Origin of the sequence: Streptomyces sp. NPDC088387, from assembly GCF_044753385.1 — a bacterium.
Taxonomy (GTDB): Bacteria; Actinomycetota; Actinomycetes; order Streptomycetales; family Streptomycetaceae; genus Streptomyces.
Window position 1 is genome coordinate 453,949 of the sequence record NZ_JBIVNC010000001.1, and the last position, 17,326, is coordinate 471,274.

Below are 17,326 nucleotides of genomic sequence, written 5' to 3' on the forward strand. Positions count from 1 at the left end.
TCGCCTGTGAGCAGCCCTTATGGCCTCGTGGACGGCGCGAATGTAGCGGAGTGTGAGCAGGCGATCGCACATTCCGGCGTCCTTTCATCCGATCGTGTGAGGATTGCCCTCAGGACTGACGCGTACGGGACGGACGTACAGTGGCTTGGGCGCATTACGTGCCTGACACAACAACGCGTCGAGGGAGGCGCTTGCCGTGAGTGGATTGCGGTTCGTCCGCATGGGGTTCGGCGCGGACGCCGTCGAGTACCAGGAGGCGTGGGACGAGCAGCGCCGGGTGCACGCGGCGCGGTTCGCCGACGAGACCGAGGACACCGTGCTGCTCCTGGAGCATCCGCCCGTCTACACCGCGGGCCGGCGCACGGCGGAGAACGAACGCCCCCTGGACGGCACCCCCGTGATCGACGTGGACCGCGGCGGCAAGATCACCTGGCACGGCCCCGGCCAGCTCGTGGGCTACCCGATCCAGAAGCTCCCGCGCCCGGTGGACGTGGTCGCGCACGTACGGCGTCTGGAGGACGCCCTGATCCGCACGTGCGCGGAGTTCGGCCTGGAGACCAGCCGGGTGGAGGGCCGCAGCGGGGTCTGGGTGCTCGGCGACCCGGTCGCCCGGCGCCCGGCCCTCGGCGGGCTCTCCCTGGACTTCGACCCCCGGCTGCACGACGACGAGTTCGACCCGCGGCTCAACGGCCCGGAGTACGCCCCCTCCAATGCCGGCCAGCGCCGCGAGGACCGCAAGATCGCGGCCATCGGCATCCGCGTCGCCAAGGGCGTCACCATGCACGGCTTCGCGCTGAACGTGAACCCGGACAACAAGTGGTTCGACCGGATCATCCCCTGCGGCATCCGCGACGCGGGCGTCGCCTCCCTGGCGAACGAGCTGGGCCGGCACGTCACGGTCGAGGAGGTCCTCCCGGTCGTCGAACGCCATCTGAAGGCCGTACTGGAGAACGCGGAACTCAAGCCGCGCGAGATCGAGAAAACGCCGGCCGCGTAGGCGTCGAAGGCCCACCGCGCGGAGGCCGGGGTGCCTGCCGCGCAGGCGCCGGGGGACCGTGGTTGCGCCCGTCATCAGTGAGGCCAACGCCACGCTGACCAACAATTCAACGGGCGTACCCTGAAAGTCGCCGAAGAATCAACGCTTAGGGAGCCGGTCGTGTCCGCAGTCACACCCGACGGACGCAAGATGCTGCGCCTGGAGGTCCGCAACGCCCAGACCCCCATCGAGCGCAAGCCCGAGTGGATCAAGACCCGGGCGAAAATGGGCCCCGAGTACACGAAGATGCAGAACCTCGTGAAGAGCGAGGGCCTGCACACGGTCTGCCAGGAAGCCGGCTGCCCGAACATCTACGAGTGCTGGGAGGACCGTGAGGCGACCTTCCTCATCGGCGGCGACCAGTGCACCCGGCGGTGCGACTTCTGCCAGATCGACACCGGCAAGCCCGAGGCCCTCGACCGTGACGAGCCCCGCCGGGTCGGCGAGTCCGTCGTCACCATGGACCTGAACTACGCCACCATCACCGGCGTCGCCCGCGACGACCTGGAGGACGGCGGCGCCTGGCTGTACGCGGAGACGGTCCGCCAGATCCACGCGCAGACCGCGGGCCGCGAGGCGGGCCGCACCAAGGTCGAGCTGCTGGCCCCCGACTTCAACGCGGAGCCCGCGCAGCTGGCGGAGGTCTTCTCCTCCCGCCCCGAGGTCTTCGCGCACAACGTCGAGACGGTCCCGCGGATCTTCAAGCGCATCCGCCCCGGCTTCCGCTACGACCGATCCCTGAAGGTCATCACCGAGGCCCGCGACTACGGCCTGGTGACCAAGTCCAACCTGATCCTCGGCATGGGCGAGACCCGCGAGGAGGTCAGCGAGGCGCTCCGGCAGCTGCACGACGCGGGCTGCGAGCTGGTCACCATCACGCAGTACCTGCGCCCCTCGGTGCGCCACCACCCCGTGGAGCGCTGGGTCAAGCCGCACGAGTTCGTGGAGCTGAAGGACGAGGCCGAGCAGATCGGCTTCTCCGGTGTGATGTCGGGCCCGCTGGTGCGTTCCTCGTACCGCGCGGGACGCCTTTACCAGATGGCCGTCGAGCAGCGTCATTCTGCTGCTCCGCAGCGGGGTGGCGCGTACGTCGCCTCGCAGGCCGTCTGACACCCCGTCACACAAAGACCCCTCGCCGGGAGTTGAGGGGGAGTGTGTGAACTCGCGCACAAGCTCCTACCTGCCAGTACTGGCCGATACGACGCGGTCCTGACCGTCCTCGCTGATGAGGGCGTACGTCAGGACCGCGTCAGCGTTTTGCGCCCCCGTATCAAGGTTTCATTGGTGTTTGACCGGTCGGTCACGCCCTGGTAACACCAGAGAGTGACGCTGGGCTCACGTCACCTACTCCAGTTCCGGAGCCACCTAGGGGGGACCCTCCACCATGAAGGCCGCGCCTGTTCGCGCCACCGCGATTCCGTCTTTCGCCGACGCCCTGCGCGTCGCCGAGTCCGTGCTCATGAGCGGGGGCCAGCGCACCGCCCGCCGCAACGCCTGGACGTCCGTGCTGGAGGACCGCCGCCGCGCCAAGGACCGGGTCGAGGCGCAGCGCGTCCTGGAGCAGACCTTCGCCGCCGGCTCCTGAGAGCGCCGCCGGCCGCCGGGGCCGGGTCTCGTTGCCGCACCGCCGTCGAAGGCGGGCCGGGAGCCACGTAGACTTCGTGCCATGGCGAGGAAGGACACGGCAGCGGACGCTGCTGAACCGGGGCGACTGAAGCAGATCGCTCAGACCTACAAGATGACCCGCAGGGCCGACAAGAAGATCGGTCTTGTTCTCGCGGGAGTCGGCATCGTTACGCTCGGTGTCTTCCTCGGGATCGGTTTCTTGATCGGTCACCCCATCTATCTAGGCATCCTGGGCCTCCTGTTCGCCTTCCTCGCGACGGCGATCGTCTTCGGACGCCGGGCCGAGCGGGCCGCCTTCGGGCAGATGGAGGGACAGCCCGGCGCCGCGGCGGCCGTGCTCGACAACGTCGGCCGCGGCTGGTCGACCACCCCGGCGGTGGCGATGAACCGCAGCCAGGACGTGGTGCACCGCGCGGTCGGCAAGGCCGGCATCGTGCTGGTGGCCGAGGGCAACCCGAACCGGGTCCGGACACTGCTGGCCGCCGAGAAGCGGAAGATGAACCGCGTGGTGGCCGACGTACCGGTGCACGATCTGATCGTGGGCACGGGCGAGGGCCAGGTCGAGCTGAAGAAGCTGCGCACCACGATGCTGAAGCTCCCCCGTGTGCTCACCGGCCCGCAGGTGACCGCGACCAACGACCGGCTGCGCGCCATGGGCGACCTGATGAAGAACATGCCGCTGCCGAAGGGGCCGATGCCCAAGGGCATGAAGCTTCCGAAGGGCGGGCCGAAGGCCCGCTGAGGAATCGCCGCCGGACGCCCGGTCTCAGGCCAGCGTCCTGAACGCCCGGTCGTAGTAGACCATCGGCGGCCCCTCGCCCAGTCTCACCCCCGTCACCCGGCCGATCAGGACCACATGGTCCCCGGCCGGGTGTCTTGCGTGGATGACGCAGTCCAGCTCGGACAGGGCCCGCTCGACCGTCGGCAGCCCGTCGGGGCTGAGCCGCATCCCGCCGCTGCCGAACTTGTCGACGCCCTTGGTGGCGAACCGCTCGGCGAGCGGACGGTGCACCGGGGACAGCACACTGACCGCGAACCGGTCGCAGCCGCCGAAGGACGTCGCCGAGTCGGCCGAGTTCGCCAGGCACACCAGGATCATCGGCGGGTCCAGTGACACCGAGCAGAACGAGCTGGCGGTGAACCCGCGGGGCGTGCCGTCGTGGCAGCGTGTGGTCACCACCACGACACCCGAGGGGAAGCGGGCCATCGCGGCCCGGAACTCGTCGGTGGCCGCTCGGGCCTCGGCTATGTCCTGCTCCGTCATGACGGACGCACCACCTGTCGGGCCTTGCCGGCGCCTCACTGTCCGTGGTCGAGCGAGTGGGGCAGCGTGACCGGCATCCAGCTCGACTATGCCGCCGCCGTAGTTGACCAGCAACCGGACCGCGCGGCGGTCCGGCCCGGTCAGCGACGCGGCGCGGAGGCGTCGCCGGACAGCGCCCAGGCGCCGTAGGCCGCGCCGGTGGACTCGAAGGACAGGGCCACGTGGGAGGCGGCGCTGTTCACGTCCCGCCAGAAGCGCTGGACGGGGTCGGTGGCGTTCTGTCCCGAGGTGCCGCTGGCCCGGAAGACCCGGTCGACGGCGGAGACCAGCAGTTCCACGGCGAGCGCCAGGTCCCGGGCGCCGCGGACCGCGGCCTCGCCCTCCGGGGGCGTCTCGGTGCCGTCGGCGACCGCGGCGGTACGCCGTACGAGGAGTTCCGCGGCGTCCGCCTCGGCGGCCGAGCGGGCCAGGGTGACCTGGGTGGAGGGCATCTCGCCGACGGACCGGCCGCGGCGGTCGACGCGTGAGCCGGTCCGCTCGATCCAGGCCCGCAGGGCGCCTCGCGCGGCGCCGATCAGCGGGGCGGCGAAGGGCAGCGCGTTCACGGCGTGCATCGGGACGATGTGGCAGCGCGCGTCGGACGCGGGCGCCCGGCCCGCGTGGACGGCCGAGCGGGCCAGGGTCCGGTGCTCGGGAACGAAGACGTCGGACAGGACCAGGGTGTCGCTGCCGGTCCCCCGCATCCCCAGCGTGAACCAGCTGTCGACGACGGAGAAGTCGCCCTTCGGCACCGCGAAGTAGCGCACCGGGGGCCGTCCGCCCGGATCGTCGGACGGCTCGTCGGGGACGGGTGCGCAGGCGAGCGCCCAGTCGGCGAAGTGCACGCCGCTGATGTACTTCCACTCGCCGCTCAGCCGCCAGCCGCCGTCGACCCGCTGCGCGGTGCCGGCCGGCATCAGTGCCGCGACCAGCAGGGCGTCCGGTCCGTCGGCCCAGATCTCGGCCTGGCCCTCGGCGGGCAGGAACGCCGCGTACCGCCCGGCGTAGGCGGCGAGCGAGGCCGCCCAGGCCGCCGAGGTGCAGCCCTCGCCGACCCGGGTGACCGCGGAGGTCACCTCGGTGAAGGCGCCGGCCCGGCCGCCGTGGGCGACGGGGACGAAGTGCCGGGCGAAACCCGCGTCCCGTACGGCGTCCACCACCTGGGGCGAGAGCCGCCGGGCGGTCTCCGCCTCGTCCGTGTAACGCGCCGCGACCTCGGCGACCTGTGCCGCTCTGGCCACGATCGTCGATGGGCTGTCGTACGACACCTGTCCACCACCTCCACGCCGGATGGCGGCAGTGTCGCGAACGGAGTACGGCGGGGCCGGGACCCCGGGCCGTACGGGGCCCGGCCGTCACCCGACCGGCGTCAGACCTCTCAGGTGCGGACCTCGACCGTGCGGGCCACGCGGTCGTGGAGGCCCCGGCCGTCGCGGTCCCAGATCAGGGCGGGGACGGCGAGGCAGAGCAGGACCGTGCGGATCAGGGCGCGGAGCGGCTGGACGGTGCCGGTGTCGAGGGCGATCACCCGCAGGCCGAGGAGGCGCTTGCCGGGGGTGAAGCCGAGGGTGCCGACGGTGAGGACGCCGAGCAGGAAGAAGATGAGCAGCGCCCAGTTGCCGGTGGCCTGTCCGTAGCCATCCGTGATCAAGCTGTATGCGATCAAGAGGCAGAGGGCCCAGTCCACGGCGAGTGCGCCGAGCCGGCGGCCGGGGCGGGCGATCGAACCGGGCCCTTCCTCGGGCAGACCCAGCTGCTCGCCGCGGTAACCGAAGTCCGCCCCGGCGTCCTCCATGGCCGCTCGGGGACCGGAGAGCCATGATCCGATTGCTTGCCTCTTGTCCACTCCTCCAAGGTACTGCGCCCCCTTGTGACCCGGGTACGGCGGGGTGTGTCGGCGCTAGGGTGGAAGGGAACCCGGTTAACTTCTGCGAAACAAATGGGTCACGCCCGAGAAATCACCCCTCCCTAGGGTCGATGCAGCGTGTGCCACCGCACTGGCCGCACGAACGAACTACCACCCCGGCGGGACGGTCGGGAGTAGGAGGAGCTGGATGTTCCAGAACGCCGACGAGGCCAAGAAGTTCATCGCGGACGAGGACGTCAAGTTCGTCGACGTCCGCTTCTGCGACCTGCCGGGTGTGATGCAGCACTTCACCGTGCCGGCGGAGGCCTTCGACCCGACCGAGGAGCTCGCCTTCGACGGTTCCTCGATCCGCGGCTTCCAGGCCATCCACGAGTCCGACATGGCGCTCCGTGCCGACCTGTCCACCGCGCGCGTCGATCCCTTCCGCAGCGACAAGACGGTCAACATCAACTTCTTCATCCACGACCCGATCACGGGCGAGCAGTACTCCCGCGACCCGCGCAACGTGGCGAAGAAGGCCGAGGCCTACCTCGCGTCCACCGGTATCGCCGACACCGCGTACTTCGGCCCCGAGGCGGAGTTCTACGTCTTCGACAGCGTGCGCTTCGCCACCACGTCGAACGAGTCCTTCTACCACATCGACTCCGAGGCCGGCGCCTGGAACACCGGTGCGACCGAGGACAACCGCGGTTACAAGGTCCGCTACAAGGGCGGCTACTTCCCCACCCCGCCGGTCGACCACTTCGCCGACCTGCGTGCCGAGATCTCCCTGGAGCTGGGCCGGTCCGGCCTCCAGGTCGAGCGCCAGCACCACGAGGTGGGCACCGCCGGCCAGGCGGAGATCAACTACAAGTTCAACACGCTGCTCGCCGCGGCCGACGACCTCCAGCTCTTCAAGTACATCGTGAAGAACGTGGCCTGGCGCAACGGCAAGACCGCGACCTTCATGCCGAAGCCGATCTTCGGTGACAACGGCTCGGGCATGCACATCCACTCGTCGCTGTGGGCGGGCGGCTCCCCGCTCTTCTACGACGAGGCCGGCTACGCGGGTCTGTCGGACACCGCCCGCTACTACATCGGCGGCATCCTCAAGCACGCTCCGTCGCTGCTCGCCTTCACCAACCCGACGGTGAACTCGTACCACCGCCTGGTGCCCGGCTTCGAGGCCCCGGTCAACCTGGTCTACTCGCAGCGCAACCGGTCCGCCGCGATGCGCATCCCGATCACGGGCTCCAACCCGAAGGCCAAGCGCGTCGAGTTCCGCGCGCCCGACTCCTCCGGCAACCCGTACCTCGCCTTCTCCGCCCTGCTCCTCGCGGGCCTGGACGGCATCAAGAACAAGATCGAGCCGGCCGAGCCGATCGACAAGGACCTCTACGAGCTGGCTCCCGAGGAGCACGCGGGCGTCGCCCAGGTCCCGACCTCCCTCCCGGCCGTCCTGGACCGTCTTGAGGCCGACCACGAGTTCCTGCTCGCGGGCGACGTCTTCACGTCCGACCTGATCGAGACGTGGATCGACTTCAAGCGCACCAACGAGATCGCCCCGCTCCAGCTCCGCCCGCACCCGCACGAGTTCGAGCTGTACTTCGACGTGTGATATCGCCCCAGGTCAGAGCGGGTTTCCGCTCCCCTGGGCCGTGTGTGGGCCGTCGGCCGTGTTCTTCCTCGCCGGAAGGGCACGGCCGACGGCCTGTTTCGGGCCCGGCTCCTACAGCCGGGCCATTGCTCAGCTCAACGCATCGGCTCCACCGGGCCAGCGTCCGCACCCGGTGCGCCGAACGCGGCGTCGATTGCCCTGCGCGCACGGTCCTGGCTGTTCGGCATCAGGTGCGTGTACGTCCGGAGCGTGAATCCCGGGTCGGAATGACCGAGGTACTCGGCCAGGGCCTTGATGTTCTCCCCCGAGTCCAGCAGCACCGACGCGTAGTAGTGGCGCAGGGCATGCATACCGTGCTCGCGCGAAGGTGTGAAACGCTCCCCCGGCCCCCGTTCCGGGATGACGCTGGCAGCAATCAGGGCGGGCTTCCACAGGTACATGTTGAAGTAGTTCCTGTTCAGCGCCTTACGCTCTCGCGAGTAGAACAGCAGCCTGGCTGTGACCGGCGGCCCGTCCGGGGTCTTCCACGGCAACGTGACGTCGATGGGTGGCCGGCGGGTGATGTGCGCGGCGAGCGCATCCGACACCACGTCGGGCAGCGGAACGTCTCGCAGCTTGCCGCCCTTGGGCGGGGCGAACACCATCTGCGGGCCGATCAGCTTGACCTGTCGCACGACGTGGACCACTCCCCCGACGAAGTCGACTTCGTCGACGGCCAGCCCGAAGATCTCGCCCTGCCGCAAACCGCACCCTGCGCCCACATCGACGGCCGTCGCGTACTGGCTCGGAAGTCCTCCCCGGACCGCAACCACCCGATCACGCGTCCACGGCTTGACCTTCCGTCGGTCCAGCCTGGGTGCCCGGACAGAGCCTGCGCGACAGGGATTTCGGGTCAGAATGCCGTCGTCCACGGCGGCACCGAACACAGCGGAGACGTTGGCGAAGACCGTCCGCTGATACGACGACGCCATGCCGGAGTCTGCGAGTGCCCGTGCCCACGTACGGATGTGGGCGGGTTGGAACGCGCTCAGGGAGCGAGAACCGATGTAGGGAAAGGCGTGCAGCCGGAACCTCAACTCCATGTTCACGATGGTGGAAGGGTCCGTTGTCTGGGATGCCAGCCACTGAGTGGCGAACTCCCTAAACGTCTCCTTGCCGGCCGACGGGTCGATGTACTGGCCTCGGGTCATGTCAGCCGCGATCTGCGTCAGCCACGCCTCTGCCAGTCGCTTCTGTTTGTCCGGGAAGGACTTGCTGCGCTCACTTCCGTCCGGAGCGACGTAGCGGGCCCGGTAGCGCAAGCCGGTCCCGTAGCGATCAGTCTTCGTCCTAATCGTCTTGCCGTTCGGCGCCGTCTCGGTCTTGTACCAACGGTCTTGGATGTGGCCGGCCATACAGCGGCGGTCCTCTCGACATGCAGCAGGGAGAGCCACCCGTGGCGGCTCTCCCTGCTGTCTGGGCTGGTTGGCTACGCGGCGCTCTGGCAGGCGCTCTTGCGCTGGCTGACGTAGGCGCGCACGTCGGCCGGGTCGTAGCGGACGTGTTTCCCGATCCGGAAGCCGGGCGGTCCGGTGCGCTTCCTGCGCCACTGGTAGACGGTTTCGAGCGGCACGCCGAACATGTCGGCAATGTCGTCGGGGGTGAGGTACCGGTCCGGGAGGCCGCCTCGGAGAGTGGCGCGGGGATCCGGGTCTATCGGCTTTGCCATAGGAGGCTCCAAGCGGAGAGAGCAGGGCGCATGTGTCCGAGGTTCGGATTTCTGCGTCACCGCGTCACCTGCGTCATTCAGGTCGCTGACCTGCGGTTATCGGTGACGGAGCACGGTGGGCTGCGTCACCGCCGCGTCACCTGCGTCACCCCCGGTGACGCAGGTGACGCACGATGACGCAGCCGGATCGGCTCTGCGTCACCCCCTCCTCTACTGGTCAGGGGCCGTTCTCCGGACGTGGGTGACGCAGGTGACGCAGTGTTCCCCTACTTAGGAAAGAGAGGGGGTGGTGTCTGTTGTTGTGCGCGGCTCAGAGAGCGAAGAAGGAGCCGCTGTGCGGCACGTCCCTTGGGGCGGTGCTGCGCACCGAACAGCAAGAGGAGCACCCATCGCAGCGTCGGGCCGGGTGCTCTTCTTGCTGTTGTGCGGTGACCTCGGGCTCAGAACGCGGCTTCCTGCTCCGGCCCGGGTACGGGTGCCGGTACGGGTTCGGTGAGTTCGATGTAGCGGGCCGCTTTGGTGCGTCCCCAGTCCACATTCAGGCCGCGGGCGGCGAGGGTGGGCTGGAGGCGCTTGAGCCGGTCGGAGAGGACTTTGCCGGTGGCCGGCCATCCCTTGGGCAGGGGGCGGCAGTCCTCGCCGCTGTAGAGCCGGGTGAGCAGGTGCAGCCACTCCGCAGACGTCATCCGCTCCTGCGCCCCGGGTTCCATGCCGGCCGCGTACTGGAGCACGGTCTGCGCGAGCAGGTCGCCCTCGATGACGTCGTCGTTGAGGTCGTCCAGCCCGGCCCGGTAGGCCGCCAGCGCGCCGAAGCCCATGGCCTGGTCGAGCTGCGCGCACAGGTGAGCGAAGTCCGCCATGCGCAGGTCGGTGGGCGTTACGGCGGTGGCGGCGCGGACCTTGACCGTCAGGTCCAGCAGGGAGCCGAGCATGACGGGCAGGGCTTTGGCGTACTCCGCCCACAGCTCGGCTTCGGTGCGCCGCACCTTCGGGCGTTCCAGGCGCAGCGGGAGGAGGCGTTCGGCGAGGTCGGGGCGGATGACGCCGACGTCGATGCCGGTCAGGAGTAGGGGGCGGCGGTAGCGGGCGCGGAAGACGTCTCCGTCGGTGAACAGGGCGCGCTTGACGGACTCGGCTCCGGTGACGATGCAGCACATGGCGTCGGACAGGTCCGGGGTCATGTGGGAGAGGTTGTCCAGCGCGGTGACCCATCCCGCGGCGACGGCCGCGATCAGGTTGTCCTCGTCCTTCGGGGCCCGGCGCAGGTCACTGCTCATGCCCTCGATGAGCCGGACCAGCATCCGCCCGGCGGTGGATTTGCCTGCGCCTTGGGGGCCGGTGAGGAACGGGGCGGGCACGGGCACGGAGGGTTCCAAACAACCGACCAGCCAGGCCATGGCCAGGCACTCCGTCTCGGCGTTCACGAAGTTGCACAGCCGGAACAGGGCGTCGATGCCTTTGCCGTTGGTGTCCTTGACGGGCAGGGGCAGTTCGCCGGTGAGCTGGGTGCGTCGCCAGCACACCTCTGCCGGGTCGGGGACGGCGATGTCCCAGCCGGTGGGGTGGATGCGCACGGACTGTCCGTCGTTGCGGCCCAGGTCCAGCCAGGTGGCTCCGTCCAGCCCGGGGGCGACGCGGATGTGGACGGGCTGGACCTGCTCGGTGAGGGCGAGTGCTTCGATCAAGTCGAGTGCCTCCTTCATCGCGGTGCCGTTGAACGTGCCGAGTCCGTCTTTGAACAGGCCGACCATGAGTTCTTGGCGGTGGCTTCCGGTGGTTCCCTGGGAGCGGATCGGGCGGGCCACGGGGTGGCCCTTGCGCTGTGCGTAGACGGTGCCGTCCGCGGTGCGGAAGTAGCGGAAGCGCTCTTGTGCGTAGTCCGCGATGACCTTCCGGGCCGGGTTCTTGTCGTCGTCCTCGGGCATGGTCAAAGCCCCAATGTGGTGCGGGCGTTGGTCCACGCGGCGGTGCAGTGCCGGGCGGTTTCGCCCTTGGTCTGCGCGGCGGTGAACAGGCGGGCGATGTGGTCCTCGGTGAGGCAGCCGCACCGGCCGTGCGTCGACAGCACAGCGAGGAACGTCCGGTAGACCGTGTGGTGAATCGTGCTGCGGGCGTCGGTGATGCTCTGTACGGCCATGGCGATCCCGCGTTCGAGGTAGGCGGGGGTGCGGTGGCGGCATTCCCCGCCCCCGGCCGGCGCGGGAACCCTGACGGGTACGGGGGCCGCGGGCTTGGCGGCGGTGAGTGCGCGCACTACGTCGGGCAGCGCGGCCAGGGTGCCGGTGCCGGGCCCGAGCCAGCGGGAGTAGGACATCGTGGACTTGATGTCCACGCCGGGCCGCACGCCGTTCGCGGACGGCATCGTCCCGCGGTAGAGCCAGTGCTCGCCGCGGGTGGTGGGCACGGTCCGGGTGGCGGGCAGGGTCTCGCGGGCCCACGCGATGGCGTCGGCGTTGTCGCAGTCCACGACCGTCAGCCCGGCGCCGCCGGGGTGGTAGGCCACCGCCGCGGCGCCCTGCCATGCGCTCGCCCATGCCGGCGAGACGATGACGCTGGTATCGGTGGTGGCAGCGGCCCAGCCGTGGCAGGGGGCGGGGCAGGTGCAGGGGCCGGGGGTCTTCATGTGCGGGCGCCCGCCGCACGAGGTGTACAGGCACGCGCGGCAGTTGGCGAAGGGCACCTTGCCCTTGCGCAGCGGCAGCACGGGCAGCCCCTCGGCCGCGAGCTGGAGGGCTGTGCGCAGGTGGTTGCTCATGCCGCCACCCCCAGGGCCGGGGCGAGCATGGCCAGGGCGGCCCGGCCGATGTGGTCGGCGTAGGCGGGCGGGATGCACTCGCGGATGCCGTCGCGGTTCATCCACGGCACCCCCAGCACCCGGCGGGCCAGGTCGACGCCGGAGAAGTTGCCGACGAACTGCCCGTAGTGCCCCGGCGGGACCGGGCGGCCCATCTTGGCCTGGGGGACAAGGTGGGCGGGGTGGCCGGACTGGGTGAGGGTGAAGCCGCCGCCGGTCTCGAAGAACCGGTGCCGGTAGTTGGCCAGGCGGAACATCTGCCCGCAGAGCATCACCGGAGCACGGAGCTTGGGCACTGCGCCGCCCACGTTCTCCAGCACCCACGGGCGACCGGTCGTCTCCAGCGCGGTGCGGGTGGGGGCGATCAGGTCGGGGTGGGTGTTGCCCCGGAGGCGCTGGCAGTCGGTGTCGTGCTGGCACGGGGGTGAGGCGTGGATGAAGTCGAACTCTGCGCCGTGTTCGAGGACGAACGCGATCGCGTCCGCCTGCACGAACCGGTGCGGGTAGCGGGGCTGCGGGTCCTTGTCGACGCCGGTCACGTCGAACCCGGCGTCGTCGTAGCCCTTGGCGGCGCCACCCTGGCAGCAGAACAGGTCCAGTAAGCGCGGGCGCCTGCCGCGCACTCGTCGGAAGGTGGTCGGTTGCGTCATGCTGGGAGACCTCCAACAGGTCTGTAGCGGACGGGTTGGGCAAGGGCGACCCCGCGGCTTTGGCGAGACGTGAGGGGTCGCCCTTGGCGTAGCTAGGTGTTCTTGCCGCGGAAGAGGCGGAGGGTGATTCCGCCGATGCCGATGGGTCCGGCGGCGCCGGCGATGACGGTGGCGGTGTGGGCGGCGATGTCGAGCAGGAAGCAGATCGCGGCGACGAGTCCCCAGCCGCCGGCGACGGCCGCGCCGACGATGGCGAACGGGACGATGACGCGGTGCCAGGGGAAGGCGGGCGGGGCGGGGTCGTTGACGACGATGACGACGGGCTGCCCGGTGGCCTGAGCGTGCTGCCAGGTGTCGGCGGGGATGTGCGGGGCCAGGTGGCCGGGCGGGGTGTGCTGGCGCATTTTCGGCTCCCTCGGAGTGTGCCGCGGGCCCGCGCCAGGTGGTGGCGCGGGCCCGCGCGACGGGTGGGTGTGGTGGTCGCGTTGCTTGTCGTCCCGCTTGTCGTGTGGCTTGTCGCTTGTCTTGTCGTGCGGCTTGTCTTGTCGCTTGTCGTCTCCCAGGTCACAAGCCGTTTCCACGGCCCAGGACCCCGGAAGGCGGTGTGTGGGTACGGGTGGGCGACAAGCGACAAGTGATCAGTTGTCGGGGGTGTGGGTGTGGTGGACGTAGCGGGCTTTGGTGCCCTCTCCGACGCGGACGGCGGTGCCGTCCTGCATCCACGTTTTCAGCCACCCGACCACCGTCTGACGCGTCGTCCCGAACTCCTGCGTGAGGGCGCGGGCGATCGCCGATGCCCCGGTGCCGTCGGGCCCGGCGGCGAGGAGCACGGCGAGCGCGGCCTGTTGCGCGGGACTGTCCTGCTCCCCGCGCAGGGCGGAGAGGTTCAGTCCGGCCGGCTGCTCCGGCGCCGATTCCGGCTGGCTGGTGCGGGGGTCGGTGGCGGTGGCGAACTGCGCGTCGATCTCCTCGCGGAACTTCCGCGCGAGCGCATCCTCGGGTGACTCCGGAGCGGGGTTCAGGGCGGACAGTCGCAGTCCGCCCGGCCCGGCCGGTGTCTCCTGCCCTGTGTCGGCGGTGGGGGTGTGGTCGCGCATCCATGCGGTGCGTTCGGCGTCCCAGCGCCGGGCGTAGGTGGGGCCGGCCGCCCTGGCGGACACGTCGTCCAGACTCGGGTGGCGGTCGGAGGTGGCGGCGGTGACTGCACGGATCTGGTCGGGGAGGATCCGCCACGTCTTGAACAGTGCGGCCGGTGACTCCGGGGTGCCCAGGAACCCGGCGCCCTTGAACGGCGCCTGGTCCACGCGCAGTCCGCGGCTGCTGGGGAACATCTTGGACAGGTCCATGCCCTCGGTCTCACCGCCGGTCAGCGCGACGCGGACTTTGGCTTCCCGCCGGATCATGAGGTTGCCGACCACGCTTCCCGTCGCGCCGAGCGCGGTCAGCACCGTGCGCACGCCCATGGCGCGGGCGATCCGGATGACTTCCAGGATCTTCTCCGCGAGCTTGCGGACCTCCCGGTCGGTGCTGGCCAGGATCTCCGCGCCCTCATCGATCACGAGCATGATCTGAGGGATCCGGGGGCTGACCGGCAGCAGGTCCGTGTTCGCCCTGGACAGCAGGTCCTGATAGCCCATCTTGCGCTGCTTGGCGACCCGGACCGCGGCATCGAGCATGGCCACGGCCTCCTCGTGGGTGCCGGCCAGCCAGTCCACCCCGGGCAGTACCGGCTTGCCGTCGTCGCGGACAATGTCCCCGTTCAGCGCGGGCAGCACCCACGGCAGACCAGCGCTGCCGGCGTTCAGGTCGATCACCCACGTCAGGACGTCCTCGGCGCGGGCGAATCCGGCGAGGATGTTGTGGACCATGTTCGTCTTGCCCGACCCGGTCGGGCCGACCACGAGGGCGCACTGCTCGCGCAGGTAGACCAGGATCTGTTCGGCGTTGGTGCGGTAGCCCCACGGGATCCCGGTGTGCAGGGACAGCGGGCTGTAGTCGGCGGGGTAGGTGCGTTCCTCTTCCAGGACGTTGGCCGTGGTCACATCGATGATGACGCGGCCCTGGTGGACACCCGGTCCGGCGGTGGCGGTGCAGCCGTGCGGCAGCCGGGCGTCCGCGGACAGCCGCGGCGACTCGGCCGCGATCTTGTTCCAGGTGGCGCCGCCGGGCGGGAGTTCGGCGTCGATGGAGAACCCGGCACCGGTCTGCCACATCTCGACCCCGACCACCCGCACGGTGATCGCGCACACCCGCTGGATCCGCTCCACCCACTCGACCGCGATCGCCCGCCGCTCAGCGGACGACTCCGCAGTCACGGCCCGCTGTTCGGCCGCGAGGGCTTCGTCCTCGCGGGCCTCTTCGAACAGGGCGGCGGAGCGGGCGGCGGCGCCGATCCCCACCCCGATGGTGGCCAGCGAACCCAGCGCAGCCCACGTGAGGGGGCCGTGGGTCATGGCCCAGGTGGTCCACCCGGCGCCGACCAGCCAGGATGCGGCGCGGGTGGCCAGCGTGCGGCCCGCGTTACGCACCCGCAGACCGACCACGGTGTGGCCCAGCGCGCCGGCGGCGCCGACGGCGAGTGCCCAGCCGGGCGGCATGGCGGTGGCGGCGCCGGTAGCGGCGACGGCGAAGGCTCCGGTGGTCGCGGACAGGGCGCCGGTCACGGGTCCGTGACCGGCCGCCCAGTCCAGCACCGGGCCACTGCTGACGTTCTGCTTCTTGGCGGTGGCGGTGCTGCTCATGGTTAGACGTTCCAGCCCTTCTCAGCCTCGGTGCCGTTGCGGGGGTCCTCGTGGCGGGCGATGTCCTGCTCGTGCGCCTGCCGGAACAGCGGCCCCATGTCCTCCGCGACCGCGACCGCGCTCATCACGGCGCCGAAGATGTCGTTGAAGGCGTCCGCGACTTCCTTCTCCAGCGGGAACTCGGAGTCGGAACGCTCCGCGAGGATCTTCATGACGTTCGCCACCGACGTCAGCGCGGCGGGCAGGCCCTCGACCATGGCGAGGATCTCCATGGCGTTTTCGGGGTCGTACTGGTGGGCGGCCTGCTCCATCTCGGAAGCGACCTCTTCGAACCGGAAACCGGACACGCTCTCTCCTTCACTCACCGGGATGTTGACGCTGGTAGGAACCGTGGTCGCGGGGCGTTCCACGCTGTCCGCGATACCGTCCGTGCCGTCCTGCTCGGCTTCCGCTTCCACAGCGGTCTCCTGCTCGCGCAGCGTCTTGCGGGTGTTCTCGTCGCGCTCGGCACGCTGTTCGCCGGCCGTGAGGACCATGCGCTGGAACAGGCGCCGGCCGGGGTGGATCAGGGCGGGAAGGCCCAGCTTGCGGCCGATCCACGTGGACACGCAGCCCAGCAGCCCCACCGGCAGCGCGAGCAGCGCGGCCAGCAGGCGCCGGCCGTGGAAACGGGCCGCTGACCTGCGCAGGGCCTGACGCGCCGCCCTACGCGCGGGTGCCTTGCGGATACTGTCGCGCCGTGCGGCGACCGCGCCGCCGTTCGCAGCGTCGCGGCGGGCGCGGTGCTTGGCGATTGCCGCATCCCGCACCGCCCGCGCCTTACCGGCCGTACCGGCGAGCAGGCGCCCGGCCATACCCGTACGGCTCCCCGACCGGGCCGCGCTGGTGCGGGCGTTGCGGCGAGCGTCGGCCACCGCACGGCGGGCCGCGGTGGTCTGCGCACGCTGCCCGCCCCGCGAGCCGCCCGCGGACTGCTGCGCGGCCCGCAACGCCTTGACCTGCCCCAACCGCTCACCCGCCTTGGGCGACTTGGCCGTGTTGCGGGGCACGCCGGTGAGCGACGTGCCGGAACTTCCGCGACCGGCCTTGCCGCTGTGCTTCCCGCCCGCGGCGGGGTCGGTGGTGCGGCGGTGCTGGCCGGGCACCTTACCCAGACCGCCCCCGCCGCGGCCGGCGCGCGAGCCGCCCGAGCGGCCCCCGGAACCGGTGCGGGCGCGGGAAGTGCCGCGGGTGCCCGCGCTGTTGCTGCGCAGGGCTGCCGAGCGGGCACCGGCACGGCCGGCCGTACGGAGCGCGGCCCGCCGTGCCTCGCGGCGCGGGCTGGCCTTGCGGGAGCGGGAGGCGGCGACCGTGCCGAGCACGACCATCCCGGTCGCGGCTACCGCAGCAGCCACCGGCCCGCCCACCAGCGTTGCCGCGGCGAGGGTGCCGACCGTGCTGTTCGCACCGGCCAGGGCGAGGGGGACGACGGGCCAGCCGCCGGGCGTGTGCTCCACCTCCGCCACGTCCTTTGCCGGCGCGGGCGGGGTGTCGGGGGGCGGGGGCGGGACCGGGGCAGCCTGAACGGCTACCGGTTCCACGTGGAGTTCCGTCATGCTGTGAGCACTCCTTCACGGGAGTAGGGCCCGGCCGGATGCTGTGGAGGCTGGTGGCCGGGCCTGCCGAATCTGGGGTGAATGCGCAGTTCAGAGGTTGCGGTGGGGGTGCTGGGCGGCGATCTCCTGCCAGCGCCGGTTCGCCGCGGCGTTGGCGCGGGGCACCTGCACGCGGAAGTCGCAGCCGGGCCGCGCGCAGCAGTGCGTGCACGTCGAGCCAGCGCGGATCAGCCGGAACAGCAGGTCGGAGAACGTGGCCAGGCAGGCCAGGCAGCAGGCCAGCAGCAGCGCGAGAGGCACGCCGTAGCCGGACAGCCGCACACCGATCCACCCGGCCAGGGCCGCGCTGATGGCGACGGCGCCCGCGGTGAGGGCGCGGTGACGTGTGTCGTTCACTCAAACTCCCAGC

The 17,326-nt window shown here is 70.8% G+C and carries 17 protein-coding genes; 5 read left to right on the forward strand and 12 right to left on the reverse strand.

Annotation, left to right across the window (positions count from 1 at the left end):
* The first annotated feature begins 196 nt into the window (after positions 1-196).
* The 4 genes from lipB to ACIQAC_RS02175 all read left to right on the forward strand — a co-directional run bounded on the left by lipB (position 197) and on the right by ACIQAC_RS02175 (position 3,404).
* The gene (lipB, locus tag ACIQAC_RS02160) at positions 197-997 is read left to right on the forward strand and encodes a lipoyl(octanoyl) transferase LipB (protein ID WP_402186149.1); all 801 of its coding nucleotides are present in this window, start codon (positions 197-199) and stop codon (positions 995-997) included.
* Positions 998-1,156: 159 nt separating this feature from the next.
* Complete coding sequence (gene lipA, locus ACIQAC_RS02165) at positions 1,157-2,146, forward strand: lipoyl synthase (RefSeq protein ID WP_402186150.1); 990 nt, start codon at positions 1,157-1,159, stop codon at positions 2,144-2,146.
* Between the two features lie 274 nt (positions 2,147-2,420).
* On the forward strand, positions 2,421-2,621 hold the full coding sequence (locus ACIQAC_RS02170; RefSeq protein ID WP_402186151.1) for a hypothetical protein: 201 nt from the start codon (positions 2,421-2,423) through the stop codon (positions 2,619-2,621).
* A gap of 81 nt (positions 2,622-2,702) precedes the next feature.
* Positions 2,703-3,404: a DUF4191 domain-containing protein gene (locus ACIQAC_RS02175; protein WP_402186152.1), complete on the forward strand. Its 702-nt coding sequence runs from the start codon at positions 2,703-2,705 to the stop codon at positions 3,402-3,404.
* Between the two features lie 24 nt (positions 3,405-3,428).
* On the opposite strand, the gene ACIQAC_RS02180 is transcribed toward ACIQAC_RS02175, so the two are convergent.
* The 3 genes from ACIQAC_RS02180 to ACIQAC_RS02190 form a co-directional block, all read right to left on the reverse strand.
* Positions 3,429-3,926, reverse strand: a complete 498-nt coding sequence (locus tag ACIQAC_RS02180) for a flavin reductase family protein (RefSeq protein ID WP_402186153.1) — start codon at positions 3,924-3,926, stop codon at positions 3,429-3,431.
* 140 nt (positions 3,927-4,066) lie between these two features.
* Positions 4,067-5,233 carry an acyl-CoA dehydrogenase family protein gene (locus ACIQAC_RS02185; RefSeq protein ID WP_402186155.1) on the reverse strand — a complete coding sequence of 389 codons (1,167 nt, stop codon included), beginning with the start codon at positions 5,231-5,233 and terminating at the stop codon, positions 4,067-4,069.
* 110 nt (positions 5,234-5,343) lie between these two features.
* A complete protein-coding gene (locus ACIQAC_RS02190; protein ID WP_402186157.1) occupies positions 5,344-5,811 on the reverse strand; it encodes an RDD family protein in 468 nt (155 codons plus the stop codon).
* A gap of 208 nt (positions 5,812-6,019) precedes the next feature.
* Here ACIQAC_RS02190 and glnA point away from each other — a divergent pair, with 208 nt between their 5' ends.
* Entirely contained in the window at positions 6,020-7,429 is a 1,410-nt protein-coding gene (gene glnA, locus ACIQAC_RS02195; protein WP_402186158.1) for a type I glutamate--ammonia ligase, read from the forward strand.
* A gap of 134 nt (positions 7,430-7,563) precedes the next feature.
* Here the strand turns inward: glnA and ACIQAC_RS02200 are convergent, their stop codons facing one another.
* The 9 genes from ACIQAC_RS02200 to ACIQAC_RS02240 form a co-directional block, all read right to left on the reverse strand.
* Entirely contained in the window at positions 7,564-8,823 is a 1,260-nt protein-coding gene (locus ACIQAC_RS02200) for a tyrosine-type recombinase/integrase (protein ID WP_402186160.1), read from the reverse strand.
* A 74-nt stretch (positions 8,824-8,897) separates the two neighbouring features.
* Positions 8,898-9,137, reverse strand: coding sequence for a helix-turn-helix domain-containing protein (locus ACIQAC_RS02205; protein ID WP_381985454.1), 240 nt, complete (start codon positions 9,135-9,137; stop codon positions 8,898-8,900).
* A gap of 440 nt (positions 9,138-9,577) precedes the next feature.
* Complete coding sequence (locus tag ACIQAC_RS02210) at positions 9,578-11,062, reverse strand: ATP-binding protein (protein WP_402186935.1); 1,485 nt, start codon at positions 11,060-11,062, stop codon at positions 9,578-9,580.
* Positions 11,063-11,064: 2 nt separating this feature from the next.
* Positions 11,065-11,892, reverse strand: a complete 828-nt coding sequence (locus ACIQAC_RS02215; protein WP_402186162.1) for a bifunctional DNA primase/polymerase — start codon at positions 11,890-11,892, stop codon at positions 11,065-11,067.
* Positions 11,889-12,581: an SAM-dependent methyltransferase gene (locus tag ACIQAC_RS02220; protein ID WP_402186163.1), complete on the reverse strand. Its 693-nt coding sequence runs from the start codon at positions 12,579-12,581 to the stop codon at positions 11,889-11,891. Before ACIQAC_RS02220 ends, ACIQAC_RS02215 begins: the two co-directional genes overlap by 4 nt.
* Positions 12,582-12,673: 92 nt before the next feature.
* On the reverse strand, positions 12,674-12,985 hold the full coding sequence (locus tag ACIQAC_RS02225) for a hypothetical protein (RefSeq protein WP_402186165.1): 312 nt from the start codon (positions 12,983-12,985) through the stop codon (positions 12,674-12,676).
* A 234-nt stretch (positions 12,986-13,219) separates the two neighbouring features.
* Positions 13,220-15,322, reverse strand: coding sequence for a hypothetical protein (locus tag ACIQAC_RS02230; RefSeq protein WP_402186166.1), 2,103 nt, complete (start codon positions 15,320-15,322; stop codon positions 13,220-13,222).
* A 2-nt stretch (positions 15,323-15,324) separates the two neighbouring features.
* Positions 15,325-16,917, reverse strand: coding sequence for a hypothetical protein (locus ACIQAC_RS02235; protein WP_402186168.1), 1,593 nt, complete (start codon positions 16,915-16,917; stop codon positions 15,325-15,327).
* A 90-nt stretch (positions 16,918-17,007) separates the two neighbouring features.
* Positions 17,008-17,313 carry a hypothetical protein gene (locus tag ACIQAC_RS02240; RefSeq protein WP_402186169.1) on the reverse strand — a complete coding sequence of 102 codons (306 nt, stop codon included), beginning with the start codon at positions 17,311-17,313 and terminating at the stop codon, positions 17,008-17,010.
* Positions 17,314-17,326: the final 13 nt, after the last annotated feature.

Excerpts from the sequence above, each read along its gene's own strand:
- ACIQAC_RS02170 (WP_402186151.1), top strand. The coding sequence starts at position 2,421 with ATGAAGGCCGCGCCTGTTCGCGCCACCGCGATTCCGTCTTTCGCCGAC.
- ACIQAC_RS02175 (WP_402186152.1), top strand. The coding sequence starts at position 2,703 with ATGGCGAGGAAGGACACGGCAGCGGACGCTGCTGAACCGGGGCGACTG.
- ACIQAC_RS02180 (WP_402186153.1), bottom strand. The coding sequence starts at position 3,926 with ATGACGGAGCAGGACATAGCCGAGGCCCGAGCGGCCACCGACGAGTTC.
- glnA (WP_402186158.1), top strand. The coding sequence starts at position 6,020 with ATGTTCCAGAACGCCGACGAGGCCAAGAAGTTCATCGCGGACGAGGAC.
- ACIQAC_RS02200 (WP_402186160.1), bottom strand. The coding sequence starts at position 8,823 with ATGGCCGGCCACATCCAAGACCGTTGGTACAAGACCGAGACGGCGCCG.
- ACIQAC_RS02205 (WP_381985454.1), bottom strand. The coding sequence starts at position 9,137 with ATGGCAAAGCCGATAGACCCGGATCCCCGCGCCACTCTCCGAGGCGGC.
- ACIQAC_RS02210 (WP_402186935.1), bottom strand. The coding sequence starts at position 11,062 with ATGCCCGAGGACGACGACAAGAACCCGGCCCGGAAGGTCATCGCGGAC.
- ACIQAC_RS02215 (WP_402186162.1), bottom strand. The coding sequence starts at position 11,892 with ATGAGCAACCACCTGCGCACAGCCCTCCAGCTCGCGGCCGAGGGGCTG.
- ACIQAC_RS02220 (WP_402186163.1), bottom strand. The coding sequence starts at position 12,581 with ATGACGCAACCGACCACCTTCCGACGAGTGCGCGGCAGGCGCCCGCGC.
- ACIQAC_RS02225 (WP_402186165.1), bottom strand. The coding sequence starts at position 12,985 with ATGCGCCAGCACACCCCGCCCGGCCACCTGGCCCCGCACATCCCCGCC.
- ACIQAC_RS02230 (WP_402186166.1), bottom strand. The coding sequence starts at position 15,322 with ATGAGCAGCACCGCCACCGCCAAGAAGCAGAACGTCAGCAGTGGCCCG.
- ACIQAC_RS02235 (WP_402186168.1), bottom strand. The coding sequence starts at position 16,917 with ATGACGGAACTCCACGTGGAACCGGTAGCCGTTCAGGCTGCCCCGGTC.